This window comes from Neisseria sp. Ec49-e6-T10 (assembly GCF_051132615.1).
GTDB lineage: Bacteria > Pseudomonadota > Gammaproteobacteria > Burkholderiales > Neisseriaceae.
In genome coordinates, this window is sequence record NZ_CP152375.1 from 800,715 (window position 1) to 826,057 (window position 25,343).

Sequence of the window (25,343 nt, forward strand, 5' to 3'; positions counted from 1 at the left end):
CAGTAAGCAAATAAATGTCTTATCTACCCCCTATTGCTTTTATGAAAAATACACATTTACTCTTTACTTTATTGTCCAGTTTATTTATTTGTACTCATTTTGTACTGGCACAAGAACAAGAAAAAACAGCGCGCTCTTTACCTCCTTCTCTAAGCCATTCAGATAATTTAAGTTTAATGGACAAAACGGCTATCTTTTCAGAAGAGCCAACAGAAGAAAGTGCCATTTGGTTAAATAAATTAAGTCGCTTCGTACAGTTAGATCGTACAAAACAGGCTATTCGTTATCAAAACGGAAACAATCAAGTAGAAATGATTGATCACCTAAGCAATGACCCCTCCTATCAAAAAACAACTTATCTGGGCGAATTAGGCAATCATTTCTTTTTACTGAAACAAGATTCTTGGCAAGGATGGAAAATTCTGGCCATTCAACCAGAATTAAATAAACGCATTGCCTTTAATTTAGCTGAAGTTTTTGTCTCAACAGATGAACAAAAGCTTCTGGTGGTTAATGTACCGCCTGAAAGTTGTCAAGATAATGATTCTTTATCCTGCCCTTTTACCTTAACCAGCTACAGTATTGACGCTCAAAACCTCACCCCTGATTGGCGAGGACAAGTGAATTTACCCAGAGCAGGTTTTCTGATTCGACCATACTGGGGTAAAAACCAGACTATGTGGTTAGAAATCACGGGCTCTGCTGACGATGAGCTTTATTATTTAAAAACCATTAATCCAGAAGAATAATTTTAAAGATAAATAAGACGAAAACCTGATTTATCCGTTAAAATAAACAAAAACCATTAAAAATTCCCTAGGAGAAATCTCATGAGTAAGAATGCACATTTAGATAAAGCCTTACAAGATTCCTTAAAACGTTTAGCCGCACAAAAAGCCATAGAGTTTCTACCAGAAGGAGAAGTCATTGGTGTAGGAACGGGTAGTACAGTGGCTTTTTTCATTGAAGCACTGGCTCAAGTAAAAGAAAAAATCAAAGGGGCTATTCCTACTTCAAAAGCCACCACTGAACTCCTTAAAAAGCATGATATTCCTGTCTTCTCTTTATCAGAAGTTGATCATTTTTCTGCCTATTTTGATGGCGCGGATGAAGTGAATCATTCATTACAGATGATTAAAGGTGGTGGTGGTGCACTCCTCCAAGAAAAACTGGTAGGTTCCGCTGCAACGACCTTTATTTGTATGATTGATGAAAGCAAATATACCAGCCGTTTAGGGCACTTTCCTTTGCCAGTAGAAGTTTTACCCGTAGCACGTTCTTATGTTGCCAGAGAATTAATCAAATTAGGGGCAATGCCTGAATTACGCTTAAATTTCACAACTGATAACGGTCATCAAATATTGGATTTACATGATTTTTATATTGATGAACCATTGGCGATGGAAGACAAAATCAACAATATTGTTGGCGTCATGGAAAATGGTATTTTCGCCAAACAACGAGCGGATATTTTGGTATTAGCAAAACAATCAGGTGTTGAAGTCATTCGTTAACAAATTCTATAAAACTCTTTTAAGCTGATAAGACGACCTCTTGTCAGCTTATTTCTTGTTTTATTCTCATTTTACATGTATTCTGATATAAAGTCTTTTAGATGAAGCACAGAAATACTAAAAAAATGAATAAAATAAAAACTCAAGGTATCAAATATACTGGGTCTAAATTAAAATTACTGCCACACATTCTGTCTTTAGCTAAACAATTAAATGTATCTTCCATACTGGATGGTTTCTCTGGTACAACAAGGGTATCACAAGCTTTTGCTCAAAATGGATTTTGTGTGACAAGCAATGATATTGCAGAATATTCGTATATTTTTGGGCAATGTTATCTATTGAATAAAGAGCTGCCTACAAAATATGCTGAACTAATTGAACATTTAGAACATTTACAAGGTTATGATGGCTGGTTTACCCAATATTACGGTGGAATTGACCATCAAGGCAGTGCCATTCAAGCAGATGGCACAAAAAAACCTTGGCAAATACACAATACGCGCAAACTTGATGCCATTAGAGAAGAAATTGATCGCCTGACATTAACCCCAATAGAGCGCGCTGTTGCTTTAACCAGCCTGATTCTGGCTTTGGATGAAGTTGATAACACTTTAGGACACTTTACTTCTTACCTAAAAAATTGGTCAGCACGTTCATATAAAACAATGAAGTTAAAAGTACCTGAGCTCTTTATCAACCAGCAACAAAATCACGTTTATCAAAATGATATTTTTCAAACAATTTCAGATAAGCAATTTGATTTAGCTTATTTTGACCCTCCATACGGTTCTAATAATCAAAAAATGCCTTCTTCACGTGTGCGTTATGCCTCCTATTACCATTTATGGGAAACGATCTGTAAAAATGATCACCCCCCACTTTTTGGTGTAGCCAATCGAAGACAAGACAGTTCAGACAAAACAAATAAAAATATTTTTGAAGATTTTCATCAAGATACAGACGGCAATTATATTGCAGCCAAAGCAATTGATTGCTTAGTCGAAAAAACACAAGCGCATTATATTGCGTTATCTTACAGTTCCGGCGGCAAAGCAACCGCACAAGAATTGGATCAAATTTTACATAAACATGGAAAACTCATACAAACAATCGAAATTAGCTACGAAAAAAACATTATGTCAAAAATGAAGTGGACAAATGAATGGTTAAGAGAAGCAGAAACACCCAACAAAGAATTTATATTTTTAATTGAAAAATAAAAAACATATAAAAAAATTTATCGAAAAATTTAAATATGACAAAAATATTTTTTAATATTATTTAGTTATAAAAAAAATATCCTCAATAAAAAAAGCATAATTCAAAAAAAAATTTAGCCAAAAAAACCATATAAAATATTATTTCTTAAGAAAAAAAACAATAAAATACCTGAAAAATTAAACAAAAAATCTAACAAATAACAATATTATTTTAAAATTTAAAAATAAATGACTTTTTCATTATGTTTTAATCCATGAACGAACTTTAAGTCCATCATACGCAATACTTACCCCTTCTGGACACTGGGTAACTGTGGCAGCATATTCCATTTCATGTGTCATATGAATCAAATAAGTCTGTTTGGCACCTATTTTTTTAGCCAAAGCTAAGGAAGCATTCCACCCCAAATGGCTAGGATAAGGGTCATGCCTTAAACAATCTAAAAATAAATAATCTAACCCTTTTAATTTGGCGCACTCTTCATCACTAATCGCATTTAGGTCTGTTAACCATGCAATATTACCAATGCGATAATCTGTACATGTCCAACGCCCATGAGTCACTTTAATAGGGATAATATCCACACCATGAACCACAAATGGCTCATCGCCAATAGTATGCGCCTGTAAAACAGGTTTATCCCAATGGTTATTTGCGGGCAAAAAAGCATAATCAAACCGATTAGTGACATTGTTTATGGTAAATTCATTTCCATAAACAGGTATCATGTCTTTTTGTTTGAAACAAAAAGCACGTAAATCATCAATACCATTTAAGTGATCTGCATGTGGATGCGTGTATAAAATGGCATCAATATGCTCAATTTTGGTACGTAACATCTGGGCGCGAAAATCAGGCCCTGTATCAATCACAAAATTCAAAGAACCAATCTGAATTAGGGCACTGCTTCTACTGCGCTTATTTTTACGACTTGTGCTTTTACATGTTGCACAAGAACAACCAATCACTGGCGTACCGGACGAACTGCCGCACCCCAATACTGTCAATTTCACTACTTGTTTTTGTGTGTTTATTTGATTTTTTGTCATTATAAAATCGATAAAATAATTATTGTGATGCTGAAATTTTATCAAATAAATGATAAAAATTCTCACTACTTAAACGCCCTATTTGTTCAATAGAAGTATTTCTTAATGTTGCAATATACTGAGCAACATAATAGACAAAAGCAGGTTCATTTGTTTTACCCCGAAAAGGCGTTGGCGCCAAAAATGGGGCATCTGTTTCAATTAAAAACCGATCCTCAGGCACATATCTGGCAACATCTTGAATATATTGAGCATTTTTAAATGTCACAATACCAGAAAAAGAAATATAAAACCCTAAATCAAGCGCTGCTTTGGCAAAGGCTCTGTCTTCGGTAAAACAATGAATCACTCCCTTTGAGGCCTTATGCTCACGCAAAATAGCCAATGTATCTTCTGCAGCTTTCCTTGTATGGACAATAAGCGGCAAGTTTGTTTGTTTAGCCGCTTCAATATGGGTGATAAAACGATTTTTCTGCCAAGTCAAATCACCTGTGCACCAATGATAATCCAAACCTGTTTCACCAATACCAACAATTTTCTCATGCAAGCTTTGTTCAACCAATTCATCAAAAGTAAACTCTGGCGTATCCTGCTGATCTGGATGAACACCAATTGAAGCATAAATATGTTCATATGTTTGCGCCAATGTTCGCACCTGCTCAAAAGTATCTTTGCTGACACTGATTGCTAAAGCAAGGTTAACCTGATACTCTTTCATCCGCTTGAATACTTCAGGCAAGTTATTTTGTAGATCAGGAAAGTTTAAATGGCAATGTGAATCAATAAACACGATAAAGCTCTTTAAATAATAAAAAACCAAAACAGAATAACATGTTTTGGTTTTTTAGTGCAGTATCGATTTAAAGTGTATGTGTCGAACGAGCGTTTTCTAATAATCCAACTAAGTTGTTTTCTATTGTACGCTTTGCTAACTTACCGCCATCATCCGCATTGAACTGAACCCCTACTCCTTGAATACGGTTATCATTGGCATGAGCGGGTGTGATCCAAACCACTTTGCCCTGAACAGCAATTTTGTCAGGGTTTTTCATAATGGTCAGTAACATAAAAATCTCTTCACCCATTTTAATCGGGCGATCAGTCGGGATAAAAATCCCACCGTTTTTTAGGAAACTCATATAAGCAGCAAACAAAGCGCTACGTTCTTTAATATTCAAAGACAATACACCTGGTTTGCGTTGTTCTTGGGAGTCTAAATCTGACACTTTTACTCCTTATTTTTCGTTCTTCAATAAATTCAAATAATCAATAAAAATTGATTCTACCTGAAGTTTAACATTAAGCGTATGCTGTCCGTAAGGGGCTAGCTTATTTAACTGACTAAAAAATGTAAAAACAGCCATAGCGTTGGTTTTTTGTAAAATGCTTTTGAGCTCAGGGGTGTAGTTTGGGTAGAAATACGCTTGATCGGCATATTGTACCCACATCAAATCCATGGCCCATTTTTGCATCCAGTCCAAAAAAACCCCTAAAGCCAGTTTTTTTTGATCAAACTTAGCGGCAAAATCTAAATAGGCGGTTAAACTTGGAACAGACAAATACTCTAATAACTGCTCTCTTAATTCATCTTGTTCAGGTTCGTGTTTAAATAAAGGTGCTCCACTATAAAAAGCCAATAAAGCTTTGATATCACTTAGGCCTTGTTGCTGTAAAAAAAGCTCAGCGTCTTGTTTGCTTGGGTTATTTAAAGAAAATGGGCGACAACGACTTCTTATTGTTGGCAACAACTTGTCTTTTTTATCCGATACCAACAAAAACACCACACCTTGTGGCGGTTCTTCCAACACTTTTAATAAAGCATTGGCAGCTTGAACATTCATGCTTTCTGCTGGGCTGATCAATAAAACCCTTAAACCACCTCGATGGCTGCTTAATTGAGTAAACTGTAAGGCTTCTCTAACCGTTTCAATTTTAATTTGCTTCAGTTTTTTACTGTTTTCTTCACCCTCAACATCAGGCTTTAAAAATTTAAAATCTGGGTGTATCCCCTCATTAAACAAATGGCAAGAAGGACATATACCACACGGTGTATAACCCTTTTGTAGGTTTTCACACAATAATGCCTGTGCCAAAAATGTCGCAAACTTGGTTTTACCTGTATGCGCTTTGCCAACAAATAACCAAGCATTCGGTTTCGTTTGCCACTGTGTTGTAATATCCTGCCAATTTTGTTGTTGCCATGGATATAATTGAACGGATTTACTCAAGCATCATCTCCAATGCATTACCCAGTTGCTTTTGTATGTATTCAATGGTTTGGGTTGAATCCAACACCACATATTGCTTAGGCTTATTTTTGGCTCTATCTAGATAAACAGAACGGGTGCGCTCAAAAAAACTGCTTTGTTCTTGCTCAAACCGATCTTTTTCACGAGTTTGCGCCACACGTTGTTGAGCCACTTCTAAAGGAACATCCAACAAAAAGGTTAAATCAGGCTCAAAGCCTTGTTGTACCCAATTTTCCAATATTTCTATTCTATGCAAAGGTACACCTCTGCCCCCACCTTGATACGCAAATGTAGCATCAGTAAAACGGTCGCTCACAACCCATGTACCTTTGTTTAAAGCAGGCCATATGACCTCTTCCAAATGTTGCATACGAGCAGCAAACATCATGAGTGTTTCTGTATTCAAACTGGCTTGGGTTCGAGGATCTAATAAAAGGTTACGTAAGGCTTCGCCTACAGGTGTTCCACCTGGTTCTCTGGTAAAAACAACAGGAATTTTTTTTTGTTCAAACCACTGTTTCATAAAATGGATATGGGTACTTTTCCCAGCACCATCAATACCATCGAGGGTAATAAACTTAGCCATTATTTTTTTCTCTTTCTAATGAATTTGTTGACTGCTGCATTATGTTCATTCAAGGTATGGCTAAATTGTGAAAGCCCTGTGCCATCTGCACGAGAAACAAAATATAAATACTCAGCACCTGATGGATGGGCAGCAGCCTCTAATGCTGCTTTACCCGGTAAAGAAATCGGTGTTGGGGTTAAACCATATCGAGTATAGGTATTATAAGGGCTGTCTTTTTTCCACTCGCTACGATAAAGTTTACCTTGATACCGATCCCCCATTCCATAAATTACCGTTGGGTCAGTTTGTAAACGCATACCTATTTTCAAACGGTTTACAAATACAGCTGCAACATGGTTTCTGTCATCGGGATGGGCCGTTTCTTTTTCTACAATACTGGCCATGGTTAATAGCTCATAAGGCGTTTGATAGGGTAAGTTCGTCTGACGTTCTTCCCAAGCCTGATTGAGTTCTTTTTGCATTGTGCTATAGGCCAATTTATAAATGCTCAAATCTGTACTGCCCCAATCATACATATATGTACTGGGGAAAAACAAACCTTCTGCCTTTTTATAAGGGGAACCAATGGCTTCTAAAATTTGAGCTTCGGACATTTTTCTGGTTTGAATATCCAAACCCTCTGCTCTATTGACCCGTTGCCTAAACTGAGCAAAAGTCATCCCTTCTACAATTGTCACAGCAAGTTGTGTAGGCTTTTCATTGCGCAATATTTTGATGATTTGCCAAATAGAAACCTGTCCTTTGAAGCGATACATCCCTGGCTTTAATTTGGTTTGAGCTTTAAGCACATAAGCTGTCCCCAACATAACATAACGATTACGAATCACTTTATCTTTTTCTAAAGTACGAACAATCTGCCCATAACTTTGATTTTTGGTGATGGTTAATCGATAAGGTTCAGCTAATTTTATTGGTGTCAGTAGTAATGCAGCAAACACACAAGCAAGCACCACCACTAACACACATAAGCCAATAAATAATTTCTTCATACTTTTTTATTTAACGTTGATTCAAAATTTGATTAGGCGGTACTTTAAGTACATTTCTTAAAATAGGGTAACCACTTAATGTGGTACACAATACCCCTGCTATTATACCAACAAGCAAAAGTAATAGATTAACTTTAGGCTCTAAATCTAAAAGTAAGGATGCACTAAAATACTCTAATGCCAAAGCAAATAAACCTGCCAGTAATCCAGAAAAGGCTCCTAATGCCCAAAGTTCTACAAAAAGACGCCTTCTGATTTGTTGGTTTTGTGCACCTAATGACCTCATCAAGGCGGCATCAAATAAGCGCTCATCTCTTGTATTGAGTACACTGGCCCATAACACAATGACACTGGCCATGAGACACAATACAAATACGGCATTCACAACGTATGTTAGCCGATCAATAATTTTTTGCATTTCCCGTATAATATTGCCCACATCTATAAAACTGATATTGGGAAAAACTTCTGTTGCCTGATTAATAAAACCCGTTTGCTCTGAAGCCAGATAAAAACTGGCAATAAAACTGGCAGGTGCATCTTCTAACCAAATGCCATTACCAATGACAAAAAAGTTTACCTGCATAGACTCCCAATTGAGCTTACGTAAATTGGTAATGGGTGCTTGATATTCTTGTCCTGCAATATCAAAGGTCAAAACATCACCTAATTTCAGCTTTAATGTTTCAACTAAACCCTCCTCCACAGAAAAAGCGGGATCAGCATTGTCTTTAGACCAAAACTGTCCCTGTACTACTTGATTATGTTCAGGAATGGTTTGCCCCCAAGATAAATTAAACTCCCTCTCTGCCAACCTTTTTGCATTCTCTTCAGTATATGTATTTTCGGTAATTTCTTGTTGATTCACCTTCACCAAACGAGCACGTGTCATGGCAGATAATTTGACAGTAGGAATATTGTGCTCGTTAAAAAACTGATTCAATGCCTCGGTTTGATCTTTTTGTACCCCTAAAATAAAGTAATTGGGCGCATTATCTGGAATGCGTTGTTTCCAAGCATCCACCAAATCATTTTTCACAAAAGTTAGGGTCAATAAAGCCATTAAACTGACACTAAGAGACACCATTTGAATCAAACTGAGCTTAGGTCGACGAGCCACATCTGCCAAGCCTTGCCAAGCAAAAGAATAGGCAGATGTAATCACGCATTTACATAATTTGAGCAAAAGTATGCTGACAAAAGACATCACCACAAACAAAACAGCCACACCAGCTAAAAACTGGGCGGTCAGTTTAAGATCACCAATTTGCATGGCACTTGACCCAACCACAACCAAAATAAACATAAAAACACTCAATAATTGTTTGTTTTGTGTAGGCAGATCTCCACGAAGAACATTCAGTGTACTGCTGTTTTTTAAAGAGATAATTTGGGGCAAAATCAGTAACAACAACAAAATTGTCGCAACAAAAGGAATCAGTACAGCCAAGGTCAAACCTTGTATTGGAAAAGTGCTGATACTAATAGAATCAAACACCCTCTTCAAACTGAACAACAAGAATTCTTGGGCAACGAAACCCAACAATGTACCCAACACACTGCATATCAACCCAATAAACACAAATAGGCCTAAAAACAAACGGAAAATCTGCTTACTGTCACTACCTAATGTGCGCATAATAGCCACTTGCCGCACATGTTTAGATAAATAACGTGTACTGGTTAAACTTAATGCCACAATTGATAAAATCACACTTAAGCTTGTTGCAAACCCTAAAAAGCGATTGGCTCTAACCAAAGTGTTTTGCACTTCTGGTCTAGCTGAATCAATGGTTTCCAATTTCATGCCTCTAGGTAAATTAGGCATCAATGTTTGTTTTAACTGCTCTAGTTGCGCTGTAGGCCCTGTAATAAATAAACGATAACGAATACGACTGCCTTCTTGCACTAAACCTGTTTGAGGCAGGTCACTTAAATTCATCATTGCAGTTGGCAGCAAATTAAATAATTCCAAACCACTGGCTGCAGATTCAAGCAGCGTTGCTTCAACCAAAAGCTCTTTATCTCCAACATGTACTCTTTGCTGCTCTTTAAGATGTAACTGGCTAGCTAACTGCTGATCTACCCATATTTGCCCATTTTTTGGCACAAATGTACCAGTTTGTTCCTTATTGGACACTTGAATTCGATTTTCACCTTTCAGTGGAAATTTATCTGATACAGCAATGACTCTAACCAATCTGGCACCTTGATCAGTCATTAACATAGATTGAAAAGTCGCACTTTGTGCTGAATGTAATTGCGGTTCAGCATCAACTTGTTTTTTTATGAGCTGATATTCATCACCAGCTTGATCAGAAACAACAACCAAATCAGCAGCAATTAATTTACTGGCTTCTTGAGCTAAAGTTTGTTCTAGCCTAAACGAAAAAAACAAAACACAACTTGCTGCACATACAGCCAAAATAAACGCAACACACAGAACAGATAACTCTTTAGAACGCAGTTGCCTGAGTACAAACCGCCAAAACAAAACTGGATTGATCATTAATTTACTGCCTCTTCAATAAGCTGGCCTTGGGTCATTTGCAAAACACGTTCACATTTTTTGGCCAAATTCATATCATGGGTAACCAAAACCAATGCAGTATCGTACTGTTTATTTAAATCAAATAATAATTCAATGATTCCTGCGGCCGTATTTGGATCAAGATTGCCTGTTGGCTCATCAGCAAAAAGTATGCTGGGCTTAACCACAAAAGCTCTGGCAATAGCCACTCGCTGTTGCTCACCACCAGAAAGATATTTGGGGTAATGGTCTAATCTATGCGACAATCCAACCTGATCAAGAACATCTAATGCACGCTCTTTTGCTTTTTTTCCTTCACCTGCAATTTCAAGAGGTAACATGACATTTTCCAATGCAGTTAAAGTGGGAATAAGCTGAAAATTCTGAAAAACAAAACCAACGTGGCTTAAACGCAACTTTGCCCGCTCATCTTCATCCATTTTGATCATATTTTGTTGAAACAACAATAACTCTCCACCACTTGCATTGTCTAAACCTGATAAAATAGACAGTAATGTTGATTTACCTGAACCTGAAGTACCTACAATGGCAACTGTTTGTTTTGTCAGTATTTGCATATTCAATTGTTGAAAAATCACCAGTTCAGCAGATGCAAACTGTACTTTTTTTTCAAGGTTTGTTGCTTGTAAAATAACTTTTGGTTTCATTAAGGACTGTACCATGATAAGACTATTCTTTCTATTTATGCTATTTAGTATGCCTGTGCAAGCAGCTACAGTACTGGTTGTGGGAGACAGTTTATCAGCTGGCTACGGTTTAAATGCCAAACAAGGTTGGGTGTATCTTTTAGGACAAAAATTAGGCAATAAACATAAAGTGATTAATGCCAGTATATCGGGCGATACCACCTCAGCTGGGCTTGCTCGCTTACCTCAAGCCATCAAGAACCACAAACCTGATATCATTATATTAGAATTAGGCAGCAATGATGCTCTACGCGGCTTACCTTTCACACAAACACAAGCGAATCTAAAAAAAATGATTCAGTTAAGTAAACAAGCAAAAGCAAAAGTGCTGTTGGTTGGTATGGATATGCCACCCAATTTCGGCAACAGCTATCGTACACAATTTAAGCGTATTTATCAAAATTTAGCGACAGAAGAAAAAATTGCTTTAGTACCTTTACTAATAGACGGTTTTGCGGCAGATTTAAGTCAGTTCCAAAATGATGGCATTCATCCTAAAGCCAGCGCACAAGATAAGATGATGCTCAATGTACTGCCAAAACTGACCCCTTTATTATAAGAAAGCAACGTATCGTTCCCCTTAATCCATCACATCAAAAAAAGTTTTATTATGCTAGATAAGCGATATCGGCTCATGATCAAAGCAGAATCCGAAGCCAAAATTCTTGCCAATGGTTGGGGAATTTGTCATTGGATGGAAGAGCTACCCGATCCTAATTGGCGCAGCATAGATGAAATTAAAGACAGGCTATGTGTGATGAATGCCTTATTGTATGTCGCTTTTGGTGCGCCCATACCTAAAATAGGTAAATGGTTAAAAACACAAGGAAAACTTGAGGCACTGACCCCAAATGAAATTCTACTGCTCAAACGCAGCCAACGTACTTCCCTTTCTGTATTTGATCGCAATTATTTAAAGCAGTATTTAGAAAGTGTTTGGGCATTACTGTGGGTACTTGAATGTATTGATGAGCTATCTGTACAAGAAGCATGTGCCAACAATATGAATGATTTTTTACCTAAAATTTTGGAAGATGAGGATAACAATAAAATTGATCAACTCACACATACTCGGCTACCTGGTGAATTTTATGAGCTTCTAGACTATTATTATCGGGTGCATTGGTATTGTGTCGACCAAACTAAATTGGGTAAAAAAACAGGCTTTCCTGATGAAAACCGAATGGCTCAAAGACGAAAAGCATTACATTGGGTCTACGATAAAGAGTTAAATTGGGATAAAATGCGTATCGCTCTTTAATATTCTTTCACAAAAAAATGCAAAAAAAAGAATTTATCTTAAAACTGGCCAGTTGGGCTTCTATTGCTACAGCTATTACCCTTATTCTACTGAAAACATGGGCATGGTTTAGTAGTGGTTCTGTCAGTATTTTAGCCAGCTTAATTGATTCCTCAATGGACAGTTTAGCCAGTTTGATCAGCTTTTTTTCTATTCGTATTGCATTGACCCCACCAGATAAAGAACATCGCTTTGGTCATGGCAAAGCAGAAAGTCTAGCTGCTTTAGCTCAAGCGGCTTTTATTGCGGGTTCTGCTGCTTTTTTACTGTTACACAGTATTGAACGTTTAATTGAACCTCAAGCCTTACTTCACTCATCTTTAAGTATCTGGGTCATGGGTATTTCAATTATCCTGACCTTATTACTTGTATTATTCCAACGCTGGGCAGTCAAGCAGACATCCTCCCAAGCGCTGCATGCTGATTCATTACATTATGCCAGTGACTTATTATCCAACACAATAGTGATTATTGCCTTAATACTGACTGGTTGGGGGTGGCAAAATGCAGATGCTTACTTTGGTATACTACTGGTTATTTGGATTGTTAAAAGTGCTTGGGATATTGCAAAAATAGCCTTAAATGATTTAATGGATAGAGAGTTACCCAATAATGAACGCACGCATATAGAACACATCATTCAAAATACACCGGGTCTTTTGGGGTTTCATGATCTGAAAACACGTGCTTCTGGTGGGCACTATTTTATTCAAATGCATATTGAATTAGATGCACAAATGAGCTTTGTTGATGCCCATGCCGTTACAGAAAAAGTAGAAGCTGCACTAAAAGAACATTATCCATTTGCAGAAATTATTGTGCATGAAGACCCTGTCGAGCTATGCCTTATTCACAACACACTCAAATAAAAAAGATCAGGTCATGACCTGATCTTTTTTATACATTAAAACGACTTTTATTTTACGTCACTTGCAACTGTTTCGCTTACTTGGCTAACCCCCGATGCGGTGTTTGATTCATCCTGTTTTTGTGTGCCCCAAGCCTCAGGTTGTTTGTAACCAACAAAACGTTGAGCACAATAAGCTTTGAACTCATCAGAACTATAGGCATCAATGACATCTTTTACCCAAGCTTCATTTAAATCTTTCGTGCGTACCGCACCCCAGTTAATATAAGCAAAACTTGGTTCTTGATACAAAGCCTCAGTCAACTTCATGCCAGAACTGGTTGCATAATTTCCTGTCACAATCGCAAAATCAACATCCTGACGAGATCTCGGCAATTGCGCTGCTTCTAGTGGAACAAATTTAATGTTCTTAGGGTTCTCTGCAATATCACGCTCTGATGCGGTTAATGGATTGATATTGTCTTTTAATTTCACCCAACCTAATTCAGCGACCATAACCAAAGCACGAGCAAAATTACTTGGGTCATTTGGTGCAGAAACGGTTGTCCCGTTTGTGACTTGGTCTAAACTGGTTAATTTACCAGAATAAATGCCCAATGGTGCTGTTGGTACTTGGAATACTGAAGACAAGGCTAATTTATGTTCCGCAGCAAAAGTATCTAAATAAGGTTTGTGTTGAAAGACATTTACATCCAGACTGCCCTCAGACAAAGCCAAATTAGGCTGAACAAAATCGCTGAACTCAACCAATTTTACTTCATAACCTTTTTTTTCTAAAATCGGCTTAATGGAATCTTTCACCATATCCCCAAAATCACCTACAGTCGTACCAATAGTAATGACTTTTTTCGCTGTAGCAGCAGTATCGCTGCTGGTATTGGCAGCAGTTTGACTGCTCTCATCTTTTGAACAACCCACTAACCCAAGAGTTAATGCCAGTACACCAACAGATAATGTTTTAAAAAAACCTGACTGCATGATTCTCTCCTAAAATATGCTTAACGCTTATCTAATTTTCTTGCTAAAAAATTACCAACTGATTGAATAAAAATCACAATAACAGACAACAACAACACAATAGCCACCATGACTTCAGTTTGATAACGATAATAACCATAACGAATGGCCAAATCGCCTAAACCACCACCACCAATCATCCCTGCTGCCGCACTATACGACAGAATACTGATAATCAACACTGTAATGCTGGAAACCATACCTGCCCTTGCTTCAACCAGCAATACTCTAAAAATAATGGTCCAATCTGAAGCACCCATCGCTTGAGCCGCCTCAATAACGCCTTTAGGTACTTCACGTAAGCTTTGTTCGACCAAACGTGCAAAATAAGGAATCGATGCAATAGACAAAGCAACAGAAGCGGCTAAAGGGCCAATACGTGCACCGACTAAAATAAGGGTAAATGGAGCAATAGCCACCATTAAAATCACAAAAGGAAATGCACGCATAAAATCAATGGGTAAACCAACCAAACGATTGATCAGCTTATTATCCCATATTTGTTTTTTAGCCGTTAAATACAACCATATGCCCAACAATGTACCAAATATAATCCCAACAACAGTTGCAATAGTCACCATAACAAATGTTTGCTGACAAGAAAGCCATATTTCATCACGTAATGACCAGATATTTTGCCAATAATCGGCTAAAGTTAAACTCATTTGCATCTTTATGCCTCCTCAAACAACTTTCGGGCTAAATCTGAATGAGCCTGAATTTGATGATCATTAACCTGAACAATTTCAACAACTTTCCCCTGATCCATTAATGCGGCACGCTGACAGACACGGCGAATCACACTCATTTCATGCGTCACAATCACAATAGTGACATTAAAACGTTTATTAATGTCTTCCAGACACTCTAAAACACTTTTTGTGGTAAATGGGTCAAGAGCACTTGTTGGTTCATCTGCTAAAATAACATGAGGGCTGGGGGCTAAAGCTCGGGCAATACCCACCCTTTGTTTTTGCCCTCCAGACAATTGTGCTGGATAATGTTTTACTCGATCAGATAAACCAACAATATCCAGACATTCAGTAACACGTTTAACAATTTTATCGTGGGACCAACCTGCTATTTTCAAAGGGAAAGCCACATTATCGGCAACAGTTAAATTAGCTAATAGGTTAAATTGTTGAAAAATCATACCTATATTCTGGCGTGCTTGACGCAACTGTTTAGGTGACAAAGATACCAGATTCTGCCCGTCTACAATCACACTTCCTTGATCAGGACGCTCTAATAAATTAATCAGTCTCAATAAAGTTGACTTACCTGCACCAGAAAACCCAATCAACCCAAATACTTCACCTTGTTCAATCGTTAAAGAGGTAGGCAATACAGCATCAAACCAACTACCATTTTCAGGATGGACATAACGTTTCTGAACATTGTCCAATGTAATCATAAAAACAATACTCCAAAATAACAAAAGCTCGCCAAAACAACATAGCGAGCTAACATAGTATTCATTCAATACGCTTTAGCTGTTTTATGCCCGCAAGCTGTTTCAAATCGGCAAATAATTCACAATTGCATTATTAAACGCTTTTTTCACATTCTGGTCAACGCCTTTTTTACCATTTCTTTATTACTTGTGGCTATAATATCTACTAATAATGCGGTGGTAACTCGTCAAACAAAGAATGTGTGCTTTTTTGCGTTTCTTGATTCAAATTGACTTGCTGATATAAAAAACGTAATTGTGCCTGTATCAATTCTAACTCTTGTTGCTGACGAATAACCGTCTGATTTAAACTGTCTATTAGGGTTTCTTGGAAACCTAACTGAACCAACAACTCTTCTAATTTTTGCTCTATATCATCCATAACTTTTTCCAATACGCACATTCGCTAAATTATGCTACTTTTACGCTATATAATCAAAAAAGAGATCAGCATGCAACTTAAAGAAGAACGCATTCACCATTTAAATCAACACCCAATCAATAAGCAAGGGGATTATATCCTGTATTGGATGCAAGCATCTGTTCGAACATACCATAATCAGGCTCTAACATATGCCATAAAACTCAGCAATGATCTAAAAAAACCGCTTATTGTGGCATTTGTTTATGATTCAAATTATCCAATGGCACAAAAAGCACATTTTCAATTTTTATTTGATGGATTACATGATGTCAAACAAGAGCTGCATACACAAAATATCCGTTTTATTTTACTCTCAGGCACACTCAATCAAGCCATATTATCAGTAATCAATAATTGTTGCTGCTTGATTACTGATTTAGGTTATACCCACTTCTTACGTCAAAGCAAAGATGAAATAGCCAATAAAATAAATATATCAGCAATTGGTATTGAGGCAAATATCATTGTCCCCGTTCAAACAGCTTACCCAAAAGCGGCCTACAGTGCTGCGGTGATTCGCCCTAAACTTATGGCAAAATTAGAAGATTTTTTATTTGAACAAACAGACTGCTCATATAAAGGTATTTTCTACACAAAAACAATCGAACAAGAAATTCCTTTTCCTTTTAAACATCAGCATATTGGTGGGCAACAACAGGCGATTAAAAAATTACGTTTTTTTATAGAAAATCAATTAGCCAATTATGCCATTAATCGAAATTTCCCTGAGTTAGATGCTACGTCAAGATTAAGTGCTTATCTGCATTTTGGGCAAATCAGTCCCATTTTAATTTATAGACAAATAATGGAAAACCACCCCAGTATCACAACACAAAATAAGCATGTTTTTATTGATGAGTTATTTATACGTAGAGAATTGGCCATTAACTTTACTTATTATGAGCATGATTATGACAACTTATCCTGTTTACCCATCTGGGCACAAAAAAGTTTAGAACAACATCAATATGATCATAGAGCCATTACATATACACCAGAGATATTTGAACAAGCAAAAACCTTCGACCCCTATTGGAATGCTGCGCAACAACAACTGACAAAAACAGGTTATATGCACAACTATATGAGAATGTATTGGGGCAAGAAAATTATTGAATGGAGTCAAACTTATCAAGAAGCCTTACAAACCATGTTATATTTAAATGACACTTATCAACTAGATGGAAGAGACCCTAATGGCTATGCAGGTATAATGTGGTGTTTTGGCAAACATGACAGACCATGGTTCGAACGGGAAATTTTTGGCAAAATACGTTATATGAATGCTTCTGGTTTAAGAAGAAAATTCAATATCGACCAATATGTATGTGCCATTAATCAGCTTTAATAATGATTGATTTATCACATTTTGATTTTCTTAATAAAAAAGCCACTATTAACTAGTGGCTTTTTATACTTTTTTAACTATTAATGATTACGCTGGCGTAAATAATCCAGTGCTTTTAACTGAGCAATTGCTGCAGCCAAAGCAGCCTGCGCATTTGCTGTTGTCTTATCATCAATTGCATTTTTTAAGCGTTTTTCTGCTTCTTCTTTAGCAGCTTGAGCTCTTTTTTCATCTAAGTCATCACTACGCACAGCAATTTCAGACAGAACAGTAACTGCATTTGGTTGCACTTCTAAAATACCACCAGACACAGCCAATAACAATTCTTCCTTCTGATTCTCAATTTGCAAACGTAATACACCAGGACGAACTTTACTTAATAAGGGTTCATGGTTAGGATAAATACCCACCTCTCCCATCTCTGTTGGCACAACCATAAAGGTTACTTTACCAGAGAAAAGGCTCTCTTCACTACTAACCACATCAACTTGCATGGCACCCATACCTTACTCCTTATCCATATTTTTAGTTCATTGTTTCAGCTTTTGCAACAGCCTCTTCAATTGAACCGACCATATAGAATGCTTGTTCAGGTAAATGATCATAATCGCCAGATAAAATTGCCTTAAAGCCTGTAATGGTATCTCTTAATGAAACAAACTTACCTGGAGAACCAGTAAATACTTCTGCAACATGGAATGGTTGAGATAAGAAGCGTTGAATCTTACGTGCACGCGCCACAACCAGTTTATCTTCATCAGATAACTCATCCATACCCAAAATGGCAATAATATCACGTAATTCTTTATATTTTTGTAGGGTCTGTTGAACACCACGAGCAACATTATAGTGCTCTTCACCCACAACTAATGGATCAAGTTGACGTGAACTTGAATCTAGTGGATCCACAGCAGGATAAATACCTAATGAAGCAATATCACGACTTAACACAACGGTTGCATCCAAGTGAGCAAAGGTTGTTGCTGGAGAAGGGTCAGTCAAGTCATCCGCAGGGACATAAACCGCTTGAATTGACGTAATAGAACCATCTTTGGTTGAGGTAATACGCTCTTGCAAACGCCCCATTTCTTCAGCCAATGTGGGTTGGTAACCTACCGCAGAAGGCATACGGCCTAACAGAGCAGATACTTCTGTACCCGCTAAGGTATAACGGTAAATATTATCCACAAAGAACAATACATCACGTCCCTTACCTGTTTCATCTTTTTCATCACGGAAGTGTTCGGCCATTGTTAAACCTGTTAAGGCAACACGTAAACGGTTTCCAGGAGGCTCATTCATTTGACCGTACACCATGGCTACTTTATCCAAGACATTAGAGTCTTTCATTTCATGGTAAAAATCGTTCCCCTCACGAGTACGCTCACCTACACCAGCAAATACAGATAAACCTGAGTGTGCTTTAGCAATGTTATTGATCAATTCCATCATATTAACAGTCTTGCCCACACCAGCACCACCAAATAAGCCTACTTTACCCCCTTTAGCAAAAGGACAAAGTAAGTCAATCACTTTAATACCTGTTTCTAACAACGAAGTGGCACTAGACAGTTCATCAAACTTAGGCGCAATTTGGTGGATAGAGCGTCTTTCCTCCGTACCAATTGGACCCGCTTCATCTACAGGGTTTCCCAACACATCCATAATACGACCTAAAGTTGCTTTACCTACTGGCACGCTAATGGCGGCACCCGTATTATTTACAGTCAAGCCTCTCTTTAGACCATCAGAACTACCCATTGCAATAGTACGCACGATACCATCACCTAATTGTTGTTGTACCTCCAATGTAAGGTCTACATCATTTAGTTTAAGGGCATCATAAATTTTTGGCATAGCGTTACGTGGAAATTCAACGTCTACTACTGCGCCGATAACCTGTACAATTTTACCTTGACTCATTATTCACATCCTATATTTTTGGCAGATTTAAGATACTGCTGCTGCGCCTGCCACAATTTCTGTTAACTCGGTTGTAATCGCTGCCTGACGGGATTTGTTGTAAACCAAACGCAACTCTTTAATTGCATTACCTGCATTATCGGTTGCCGCTTTCATCGCCACCATCCTTGCTGCCTGCTCTGAAGCCATATTTTCACATAGTGCTTCGTACAAAACAGATTCAATATAACGATGAAGTAAAAAATCCAATACTGCTACAGGATCTGGCTCATAAACATAATTCCAGCTATGCCCGACGTCCTGACCAATCATATCTTCTGTTTTAAGAGGAAGTAATTGTTCAATTTTCGACTCTTGGCGCATCGTATTGACAAAGTTTGCATACACAACGTGAACTGCATCCAGCTCTCCGGCTGCAAACTTACTGACTAATACACGCAAAGGACCAATGAGCTTTTCAACTTTTGGTGTATCACCTAGCTGAACGGCACTTGCAACAACATTAAGCTGTGCTCTTTGACAAGCGGCCAAGCCTTTTGTCCCTAAAGCACATACATCAATACCCACACCTTGTTCTTGATATTTACTGACTTTCGCCAAGAACAATTTCAATGCATTAGCATTCAAACCACCACACAAACCTTTATCTGTGGTGATCAAAATAAACCCAACACGTTCTATGTTTTTAGGGTTACGCAATAAAGGTAATTGAATGTCCAAATTCGCTTGTGCAAGATGACTAATTACTGCACGAACCTTGTCAGCATACGGTCTGGCAGCACGCATCCTCTCTTGCGTTTTACGCATTTTAGATGTAGAGACCATTTGCATTGCTTTAGTAATCTTTTGTGTATTTTGTACACTTCGGATTTTGGTCAGAATCTCTTTTCCTACTGCCATGCCTCTTTCCTCTCTTTAATTATGCTTCAAAACTGAAGTCTTTTTTAAAGGTCTGCATAGACTGTTCTAAAATCGCTTCATTTTCACTAGACAACTCACCTGTTTCGTTGATTTGTTTCAAAACATCAGGATGATTTGCACGTACATAAGATAGGAATTGTGCTTCAAAAGCCAAAGCAGCTTTTACTGGTACACCTTCGTATGAGTTATTATTAACAGCCCACAAAGTCAAACTCATATCCGCTACAGACATTGGCATGAATTGTTTTTGTTTCATCAATTCAGTCACTACTTCACCATGCTGTAATTGCTTACGAGTTGCTTCATCTAAGTCTGAAGCAAACTGTGAGAAGGCTGCCAACTCACGATACTGAGCCAATGCTAAACGGATACCGCCACCTAACTTTTTAATGACTTTAGTTTGAGCCGCACCACCAACACGTGACACAGAAATACCTGCATTAATCGCAGGGCGAATACCTGAGTTAAATAAATCTGTTTCTAAGAAAATCTGTCCATCGGTAATCGATATAACATTCGTTGGTACGAATGCAGATACGTCCCCTGCTTGAGTTTCAATAATAGGCAGCGCAGTTAAAGAACCTGTTTTACCTTTTACTTCTCCGTTGGTTAGCTTTTCCACTTCTTCTACATTAATACGTGCTGCTCTTTCTAGCAAACGAGAATGTAAATAGAAAACATCACCAGGATAAGCCTCACGTCCAGGAGGACGGCGTAATAACAAAGAAATTTGTCGATACGCTACAGCTTGTTTGGACAAATCGTCATAAATGATCAGAGCATCTTGTCCACGATCACGGAAATACTCACCCATTGCGCATCCTGAATAGGGCGCAATATATTGCAATGCAGCAGCTTCTGATGCTGTAGCCGCAACGATGATGGTATGGTTCATTGCACCATATTCTTCTAATTTGCGCACAACGTTTGCAACAGAAGACGCTTTTTGGCCAACCGCCACATAGATACAAATCACACCTGTATCTTTTTGGTTAATAATCGCGTCCAAAGCAACAGCTGTTTTACCTGTTTGACGGTCACCAATGATCAATTCACGTTGACCACGACCAATGGGTACCATTGAGTCGACTGATTTTAAACCTGTTTGCATAGGTTGTGATACAGATTGACGTGCAATCACCCCTGGTGCAATTTTTTCAATAGGAGAGGTTTCTTTAGCCTCAATAGGACCCTTACCATCAATTGGTTGTCCTAATGAATTGACCACACGTCCCACTAACTCAGGACCAACAGGTACTTCTAAAATACGACCTGTACAGGTAACTTCATCACCTTCACTAATATGTTCATATTCACCTAAAATTACGGCACCTACAGAGTCACGCTCTAAATTCATAGCCAAGCCGAAAGTGTCACCAGGGAAAGCAATCATCTCACCTTGCATGACATCTGATAAACCATGAATACGTACGATACCATCAGTTACAGAAATAACTGTTCCTTTTGTGCGAACTTCTGGATTAATCGCTAAACTTTCAATTTTAGCTTTAATCAGATCACTGACTTCAGCAGGATTCAGCTGCATGAATTATCTCCTAACTTTTAAGCGTCATATACAAAGCATCTAATTTTGCTTGTATTGACAGATCCAGCACTTGGTCGTCAACCTCGACTTTAACGCCACCAATTAGCTCTGGTTTAACTTCAACTTCTGCCTCTAGCTTGCCGCTAATTTGCTTACCCAAGTCAACCAATAGCTCATTTTTTTGCTGTTCAGTTAATTCAAACGCACTATAAATGATTACTTTTTTGGTGTGGGTTGCTTCATTCATCAAACGTTCGTACACCTCTAAAATAAAAGGAAGTACATTCAGACGTTCATTTTCAGACAAGACAGACACAAAATTACTTATATAGCTGTCGACTTTGCCAGCCAACTCCAATAATACTTCAGCACGTTTGCCTGCACTTAACTCAGGATTATCCAGTACTGAAGCAACATCTGGGTTAGAAGCTAAAGTTGCCAACATTTTAAGTTCGTCATACCATGCTACAAGCTGGTTATGTTGTTGAGCCAAACTAAATAATGCCTTAGCATAAGGTCTGGCAATAGTTACGAACTCAGCCATAAATATTATAGTTCCTGTTTAAGGGTACTTAAAATATCGGCATGCTTTTGTGCATCTATTTCACGGCGTAAAATTTTCTCCGCCCCCAAAACCGCTAAGGTAGCAACTTGCTCACGTAAAGCTTCACGTACTTTAGTGGTTTCTTGTTCAATATCCGCTTTAGCAGTAGCCAATATGCGAGCAGCTTCGTCAGAAGCATGTGTTTTTGCTTCTTCAACAATTTGCTGCGAACGTTTGTCTGCGTTTGCAATCATTTCAGCCACTTGATGACGACCATCAGCTAAAATTTCTGACACACGCTTTTCTGCATCCTCAAAATCGCTCTTGCCTCGCTCAGCGGCAGCCAAACCCTCAGCGATTTTGTTTGCGCGCTCATCAAGAGCTTTTACAATTGGTGGCCATACATACTTCATCGTAAACCAAACCAATATAAAAAATACTATTAACTGCGCAAATAGGGTTGCGTTTAAATTCACGGAACTAACCCTCTTTATTTAATGGTTTCAAACAAAATTAACCTGCGAATGGATTAACGAATGCAAATAACAACGCAATCGCCACACCAATCAAGAAAGCGGCATCAATCAAACCTGCGATCAAGAATAATTTAATTTGAAGAGGACCAATTAACTCTGGTTGGCGAGCTGCAGATTCCAGATATTTAGAACCAACCATACCGATACCGATACAGGCACCAATTGCACCTAAAGCAACGATCAAACCACAAGCCAAAGCTACTAAACCAGCCATAGTAAAACACTCCTTAAGTATGTAAACAACCGCTAAAAATACTACAAAATTTAATGACTATCATGTGCTTGACCAACATAAACGAAGGTTAACACCATGAATATAAATGCTTGTAGGGTAATAATCAAAATATGGAAAATTGCCCAAGCAGAACCCGCAATTAATTGGAACAAGAACAACAATGGATCAAGCAATGTCACTTGACCAGAAGCTGCCCATGTACCGCCTAATAAAGCAATCAACATAAACACTAACTCACCAGCATACATATTACCAAATAACCGCATACCATGAGAAATTGTTTTAGAGAAAAATTCAAGAATATTCAGAATAAAATTAAAAGGTGCCATATATGGGCCAAATGGTGCGGTGAATAATTCATGTACCCAACCACCAACGCCTTTAATTTTCACACAATAATACAGACACACACATAAAACCCCAACAGACAAGCCTAAAGAGCCATTAAGATCAGCCGTAGGCACAACACGCATATAATGAATGCCAACCCAACTTGCCATGGTAGGCAACAAGTCAACAGGTAATAAATCCATCGCATTCATAAAGAAAATCCACACAAAAACGGTTAGTCCTAATGGTGCAACTGCTTTGCGCGATTGTGGGTTACTGATAATGTCCTTACATAACCCATCAACAAATTCGACCAACAACTCAACTGCGGCTTGAAATCTGCCTGGAACCCCAGCCGTCATTTTATTGGCCGCTCGCCATAAAATGAACACAGCAAGAATCCCTAAAACAACTGAGAAAAATACGCTGTCGATATTGATTAAGCTAAAATCAACTATTTTTGTTTGTGGATGCCCAGTTTGAGTAAGCTGTCCTAGATGGTGATTAATATAATTAGCTGCTGTGTTTTCAGTGCCTGTCGCCATAGTGACCAAACTTCCAAAATACAAGGTAAATAAATTTGCTGACAGCAATAAACCCAATAATAAAGTAAATTCCTGACAACTCTGAATATAAAGCAAAAGACAAACACATTAATATGATTGCCAAAAAGATTTTGCTGCTTTGTCCGACTATAAAGGCAAGCTGAGCTTGCAATATATTTTTTTTATTTTTTTGTATTAGATTATGCAACCACACCATTATGCCTGTAGGTAACATATAACATAAACCACCTAACAATGCAGAAATAGCTGCGGCACGCCCGAAAAAAAACGCTACAGTGATAACAATTACGATTAGTGCTACCAACTGAAAATAAACCAGTTTTTTCACAAGCAAGCAAACCTTAATTAAATTTAAAGACAGTGTTTTAATATGCTGCCTTTGTCAACCTTGAGATATTAAAATATCCCCCCTCTTGCGTCAAGCGCATATACTATATTTTTAATGAAAAATAGTTTTTTTAAAGAAAACCTGATTGTTTTTTTCTGTTTATATTATAAAAATAAACTACGACATAGAAAAAATATGCTTAGCAATCAATTTTTTCTTTTATACAACACCCCATTTGCACCAGTTATTTTAATGATTTTGTGTAAATGCTCTGGTGTCACATCTTTACTACCAAGAGATAAAGTATTGACTAACACAGGTAAATGGCTTTGTGCTTTAAGCGTTAAAATTGCTTCTATATCTAAGCGTAAAGGTTGCTGTGGATCAAAATGTAAAGTACCCGACTCACAAAAAAGCAATTGATGATTCCCCCCTAAAGCAATATATTCTGCTGACAATAAGCTTTCGTATGCTGTATGTTGTCGCCCTTTTTCCAGCACAAGGGGAATATTCAATTGACGCACCTCATCCAGCAAAAGACGATTACCAATAAATTCTGCGCCTAAATAAAGCATGTCTACACCATATTTTAGAGCCATATCTAACTGTCTGATATCCCTTAGGTGGAATAAAACAGGTTTATTATGATGATGCGCTTTATCGAATAAGGTGTGTAACATATATTCTTGATTAACTAATTCTTTTTGTTGATATATAGAGAACTTAGTATCCGCTTCAATTAAATCGAGATAAAGAGCATGGGCTTTTATGATTTCCTCTTCATTAATGGGATTACTTAATATGGTTAAAAATGAATCACCACCAAAAGAAACGCCTTTTATTTTGATAACGGTATCTTCTTTTTTAACTTCTCTACCCACAATACGCCACTCATTGACTACTCTCATCGCTCGCTCAACTTGAGGTAAGGCTTCAAATTCCTCGGGGAGAAACACTCTTTCATCACCAACCGCGCCTATGATTGTGCGTTCAATTCCTCTGGAGATATGTTCATGCAATCCATGTTCTCTAATTAATTGGACAACGGTTGTGATACTTTGTTCACTGGCTTGTTTTTGCATCACAATAATCATATATTCTTTCCTTTTTATCTTTGCGCTTTAATACACATCATAACAAATTTCTGAAGATT

Annotated in this window: 29 protein-coding genes; 7 read left to right on the forward strand and 22 right to left on the reverse strand. The window is 37.7% G+C overall.

The window, feature by feature from the left end:
- The first annotated feature begins 14 nt into the window (after positions 1-14).
- From AADH04_RS04080 to AADH04_RS04090, 3 genes are all read left to right on the forward strand, one after another.
- Positions 15-749, forward strand: a complete 735-nt coding sequence (locus AADH04_RS04080; RefSeq protein ID WP_434778973.1) for a hypothetical protein — start codon at positions 15-17, stop codon at positions 747-749.
- Positions 750-830: 81 nt separating this feature from the next.
- On the forward strand, positions 831-1,514 hold the full coding sequence (rpiA, locus tag AADH04_RS04085; RefSeq protein WP_434778974.1) for a ribose-5-phosphate isomerase RpiA: 684 nt from the start codon (positions 831-833) through the stop codon (positions 1,512-1,514).
- 125 nt (positions 1,515-1,639) lie between these two features.
- Complete coding sequence (locus AADH04_RS04090; RefSeq protein WP_434778975.1) at positions 1,640-2,737, forward strand: DNA adenine methylase; 1,098 nt, start codon at positions 1,640-1,642, stop codon at positions 2,735-2,737.
- A gap of 240 nt (positions 2,738-2,977) precedes the next feature.
- On the opposite strand, the gene AADH04_RS04095 is transcribed toward AADH04_RS04090, so the two are convergent.
- From AADH04_RS04095 to AADH04_RS04130, 8 genes are all read right to left on the reverse strand, one after another.
- Positions 2,978-3,787 carry an MBL fold metallo-hydrolase gene (locus AADH04_RS04095; protein WP_434778976.1) on the reverse strand — a complete coding sequence of 270 codons (810 nt, stop codon included), beginning with the start codon at positions 3,785-3,787 and terminating at the stop codon, positions 2,978-2,980.
- Positions 3,788-3,806: 19 nt separating this feature from the next.
- On the reverse strand, positions 3,807-4,580 hold the full coding sequence (locus tag AADH04_RS04100; RefSeq protein WP_434779793.1) for a TatD family hydrolase: 774 nt from the start codon (positions 4,578-4,580) through the stop codon (positions 3,807-3,809).
- Positions 4,581-4,647: 67 nt separating this feature from the next.
- Entirely contained in the window at positions 4,648-5,013 is a 366-nt protein-coding gene (locus AADH04_RS04105; protein WP_434778977.1) for a PilZ domain-containing protein, read from the reverse strand.
- A 9-nt stretch (positions 5,014-5,022) separates the two neighbouring features.
- The gene (holB, locus tag AADH04_RS04110) at positions 5,023-6,015 is read right to left on the reverse strand and encodes a DNA polymerase III subunit delta' (protein ID WP_434778978.1); all 993 of its coding nucleotides are present in this window, start codon (positions 6,013-6,015) and stop codon (positions 5,023-5,025) included.
- Positions 6,008-6,625 (reverse strand): dTMP kinase, encoded by a 618-nt coding sequence (gene tmk, locus AADH04_RS04115; RefSeq protein ID WP_434779794.1) that lies wholly within the window; start codon positions 6,623-6,625, stop codon positions 6,008-6,010. The genes holB and tmk overlap by 8 nt, the downstream gene beginning before the upstream one ends.
- Entirely contained in the window at positions 6,622-7,614 is a 993-nt protein-coding gene (gene mltG / locus AADH04_RS04120; RefSeq protein WP_434778979.1) for an endolytic transglycosylase MltG, read from the reverse strand. Before mltG ends, tmk begins: the two co-directional genes overlap by 4 nt.
- Before the next feature lie 10 nt (positions 7,615-7,624).
- Positions 7,625-10,123 (reverse strand): ABC transporter permease, encoded by a 2,499-nt coding sequence (locus tag AADH04_RS04125; RefSeq protein WP_434778980.1) that lies wholly within the window; start codon positions 10,121-10,123, stop codon positions 7,625-7,627.
- Positions 10,123-10,827 carry an ABC transporter ATP-binding protein gene (locus AADH04_RS04130; RefSeq protein WP_434778981.1) on the reverse strand — a complete coding sequence of 235 codons (705 nt, stop codon included), beginning with the start codon at positions 10,825-10,827 and terminating at the stop codon, positions 10,123-10,125. The genes AADH04_RS04125 and AADH04_RS04130 overlap by 1 nt, the downstream gene beginning before the upstream one ends.
- Here AADH04_RS04130 and AADH04_RS04135 point away from each other — a divergent pair.
- The 3 genes from AADH04_RS04135 to AADH04_RS04145 all read left to right on the forward strand — a co-directional run bounded on the left by AADH04_RS04135 (position 10,826) and on the right by AADH04_RS04145 (position 13,020).
- Positions 10,826-11,410 (forward strand): arylesterase, encoded by a 585-nt coding sequence (locus tag AADH04_RS04135; protein WP_434778982.1) that lies wholly within the window; start codon positions 10,826-10,828, stop codon positions 11,408-11,410. The genes AADH04_RS04130 and AADH04_RS04135 overlap by 2 nt on opposite strands.
- Before the next feature lie 75 nt (positions 11,411-11,485).
- The gene (locus tag AADH04_RS04140; protein ID WP_434778983.1) at positions 11,486-12,112 is read left to right on the forward strand and encodes a DUF4272 domain-containing protein; all 627 of its coding nucleotides are present in this window, start codon (positions 11,486-11,488) and stop codon (positions 12,110-12,112) included.
- 17 nt (positions 12,113-12,129) lie between these two features.
- Positions 12,130-13,020, forward strand: a complete 891-nt coding sequence (locus AADH04_RS04145) for a cation diffusion facilitator family transporter (RefSeq protein WP_434778984.1) — start codon at positions 12,130-12,132, stop codon at positions 13,018-13,020.
- A 47-nt stretch (positions 13,021-13,067) separates the two neighbouring features.
- On the opposite strand, the gene AADH04_RS04150 is transcribed toward AADH04_RS04145, so the two are convergent.
- The 4 genes from AADH04_RS04150 to AADH04_RS04165 all read right to left on the reverse strand — a co-directional run bounded on the left by AADH04_RS04150 (position 13,068) and on the right by AADH04_RS04165 (position 15,871).
- Entirely contained in the window at positions 13,068-13,997 is a 930-nt protein-coding gene (locus AADH04_RS04150; RefSeq protein ID WP_434778985.1) for a MetQ/NlpA family ABC transporter substrate-binding protein, read from the reverse strand.
- Between the two features lie 20 nt (positions 13,998-14,017).
- Positions 14,018-14,701 (reverse strand): methionine ABC transporter permease, encoded by a 684-nt coding sequence (locus AADH04_RS04155; protein ID WP_434779795.1) that lies wholly within the window; start codon positions 14,699-14,701, stop codon positions 14,018-14,020.
- Positions 14,702-14,709: 8 nt separating this feature from the next.
- Complete coding sequence (locus AADH04_RS04160) at positions 14,710-15,450, reverse strand: methionine ABC transporter ATP-binding protein (RefSeq protein ID WP_434778986.1); 741 nt, start codon at positions 15,448-15,450, stop codon at positions 14,710-14,712.
- 205 nt (positions 15,451-15,655) lie between these two features.
- Positions 15,656-15,871: a SlyX family protein gene (locus AADH04_RS04165; RefSeq protein WP_434778987.1), complete on the reverse strand. Its 216-nt coding sequence runs from the start codon at positions 15,869-15,871 to the stop codon at positions 15,656-15,658.
- Positions 15,872-15,941: 70 nt separating this feature from the next.
- On the opposite strand from AADH04_RS04165, the gene AADH04_RS04170 reads away from it, so the two are divergent.
- The gene (locus AADH04_RS04170; protein WP_434778988.1) at positions 15,942-17,261 is read left to right on the forward strand and encodes a deoxyribodipyrimidine photo-lyase; all 1,320 of its coding nucleotides are present in this window, start codon (positions 15,942-15,944) and stop codon (positions 17,259-17,261) included.
- 80 nt (positions 17,262-17,341) lie between these two features.
- Here AADH04_RS04170 and AADH04_RS04175 read toward each other — a convergent pair whose 3' ends face one another.
- From AADH04_RS04175 to AADH04_RS04220, 10 genes are all read right to left on the reverse strand, one after another.
- Entirely contained in the window at positions 17,342-17,764 is a 423-nt protein-coding gene (locus tag AADH04_RS04175) for a F0F1 ATP synthase subunit epsilon (RefSeq protein ID WP_434778989.1), read from the reverse strand.
- A 22-nt stretch (positions 17,765-17,786) separates the two neighbouring features.
- Positions 17,787-19,184 carry a F0F1 ATP synthase subunit beta gene (atpD, locus tag AADH04_RS04180; RefSeq protein ID WP_434778990.1) on the reverse strand — a complete coding sequence of 466 codons (1,398 nt, stop codon included), beginning with the start codon at positions 19,182-19,184 and terminating at the stop codon, positions 17,787-17,789.
- 27 nt (positions 19,185-19,211) lie between these two features.
- Positions 19,212-20,084: a F0F1 ATP synthase subunit gamma gene (gene atpG / locus AADH04_RS04185; RefSeq protein ID WP_434778991.1), complete on the reverse strand. Its 873-nt coding sequence runs from the start codon at positions 20,082-20,084 to the stop codon at positions 19,212-19,214.
- A gap of 19 nt (positions 20,085-20,103) precedes the next feature.
- Entirely contained in the window at positions 20,104-21,651 is a 1,548-nt protein-coding gene (gene atpA / locus AADH04_RS04190; RefSeq protein WP_434778992.1) for a F0F1 ATP synthase subunit alpha, read from the reverse strand.
- A 10-nt stretch (positions 21,652-21,661) separates the two neighbouring features.
- A complete protein-coding gene (locus tag AADH04_RS04195; RefSeq protein WP_434778993.1) occupies positions 21,662-22,195 on the reverse strand; it encodes a F0F1 ATP synthase subunit delta in 534 nt (177 codons plus the stop codon).
- A 5-nt stretch (positions 22,196-22,200) separates the two neighbouring features.
- Positions 22,201-22,671 (reverse strand): F0F1 ATP synthase subunit B, encoded by a 471-nt coding sequence (locus AADH04_RS04200; RefSeq protein WP_434778994.1) that lies wholly within the window; start codon positions 22,669-22,671, stop codon positions 22,201-22,203.
- A 37-nt stretch (positions 22,672-22,708) separates the two neighbouring features.
- Positions 22,709-22,945, reverse strand: coding sequence for a F0F1 ATP synthase subunit C (gene atpE / locus AADH04_RS04205; RefSeq protein WP_434778995.1), 237 nt, complete (start codon positions 22,943-22,945; stop codon positions 22,709-22,711).
- A gap of 50 nt (positions 22,946-22,995) precedes the next feature.
- Entirely contained in the window at positions 22,996-23,841 is an 846-nt protein-coding gene (atpB, locus tag AADH04_RS04210) for a F0F1 ATP synthase subunit A (protein ID WP_434778996.1), read from the reverse strand.
- Positions 23,825-24,190 carry an ATP synthase subunit I gene (locus AADH04_RS04215; RefSeq protein ID WP_434778997.1) on the reverse strand — a complete coding sequence of 122 codons (366 nt, stop codon included), beginning with the start codon at positions 24,188-24,190 and terminating at the stop codon, positions 23,825-23,827. Before AADH04_RS04215 ends, atpB begins: the two co-directional genes overlap by 17 nt.
- Positions 24,191-24,396: 206 nt before the next feature.
- Positions 24,397-25,284: a chorismate mutase gene (locus tag AADH04_RS04220; protein ID WP_434778998.1), complete on the reverse strand. Its 888-nt coding sequence runs from the start codon at positions 25,282-25,284 to the stop codon at positions 24,397-24,399.
- Between the last annotated feature and the right edge of the window lie 59 nt (positions 25,285-25,343).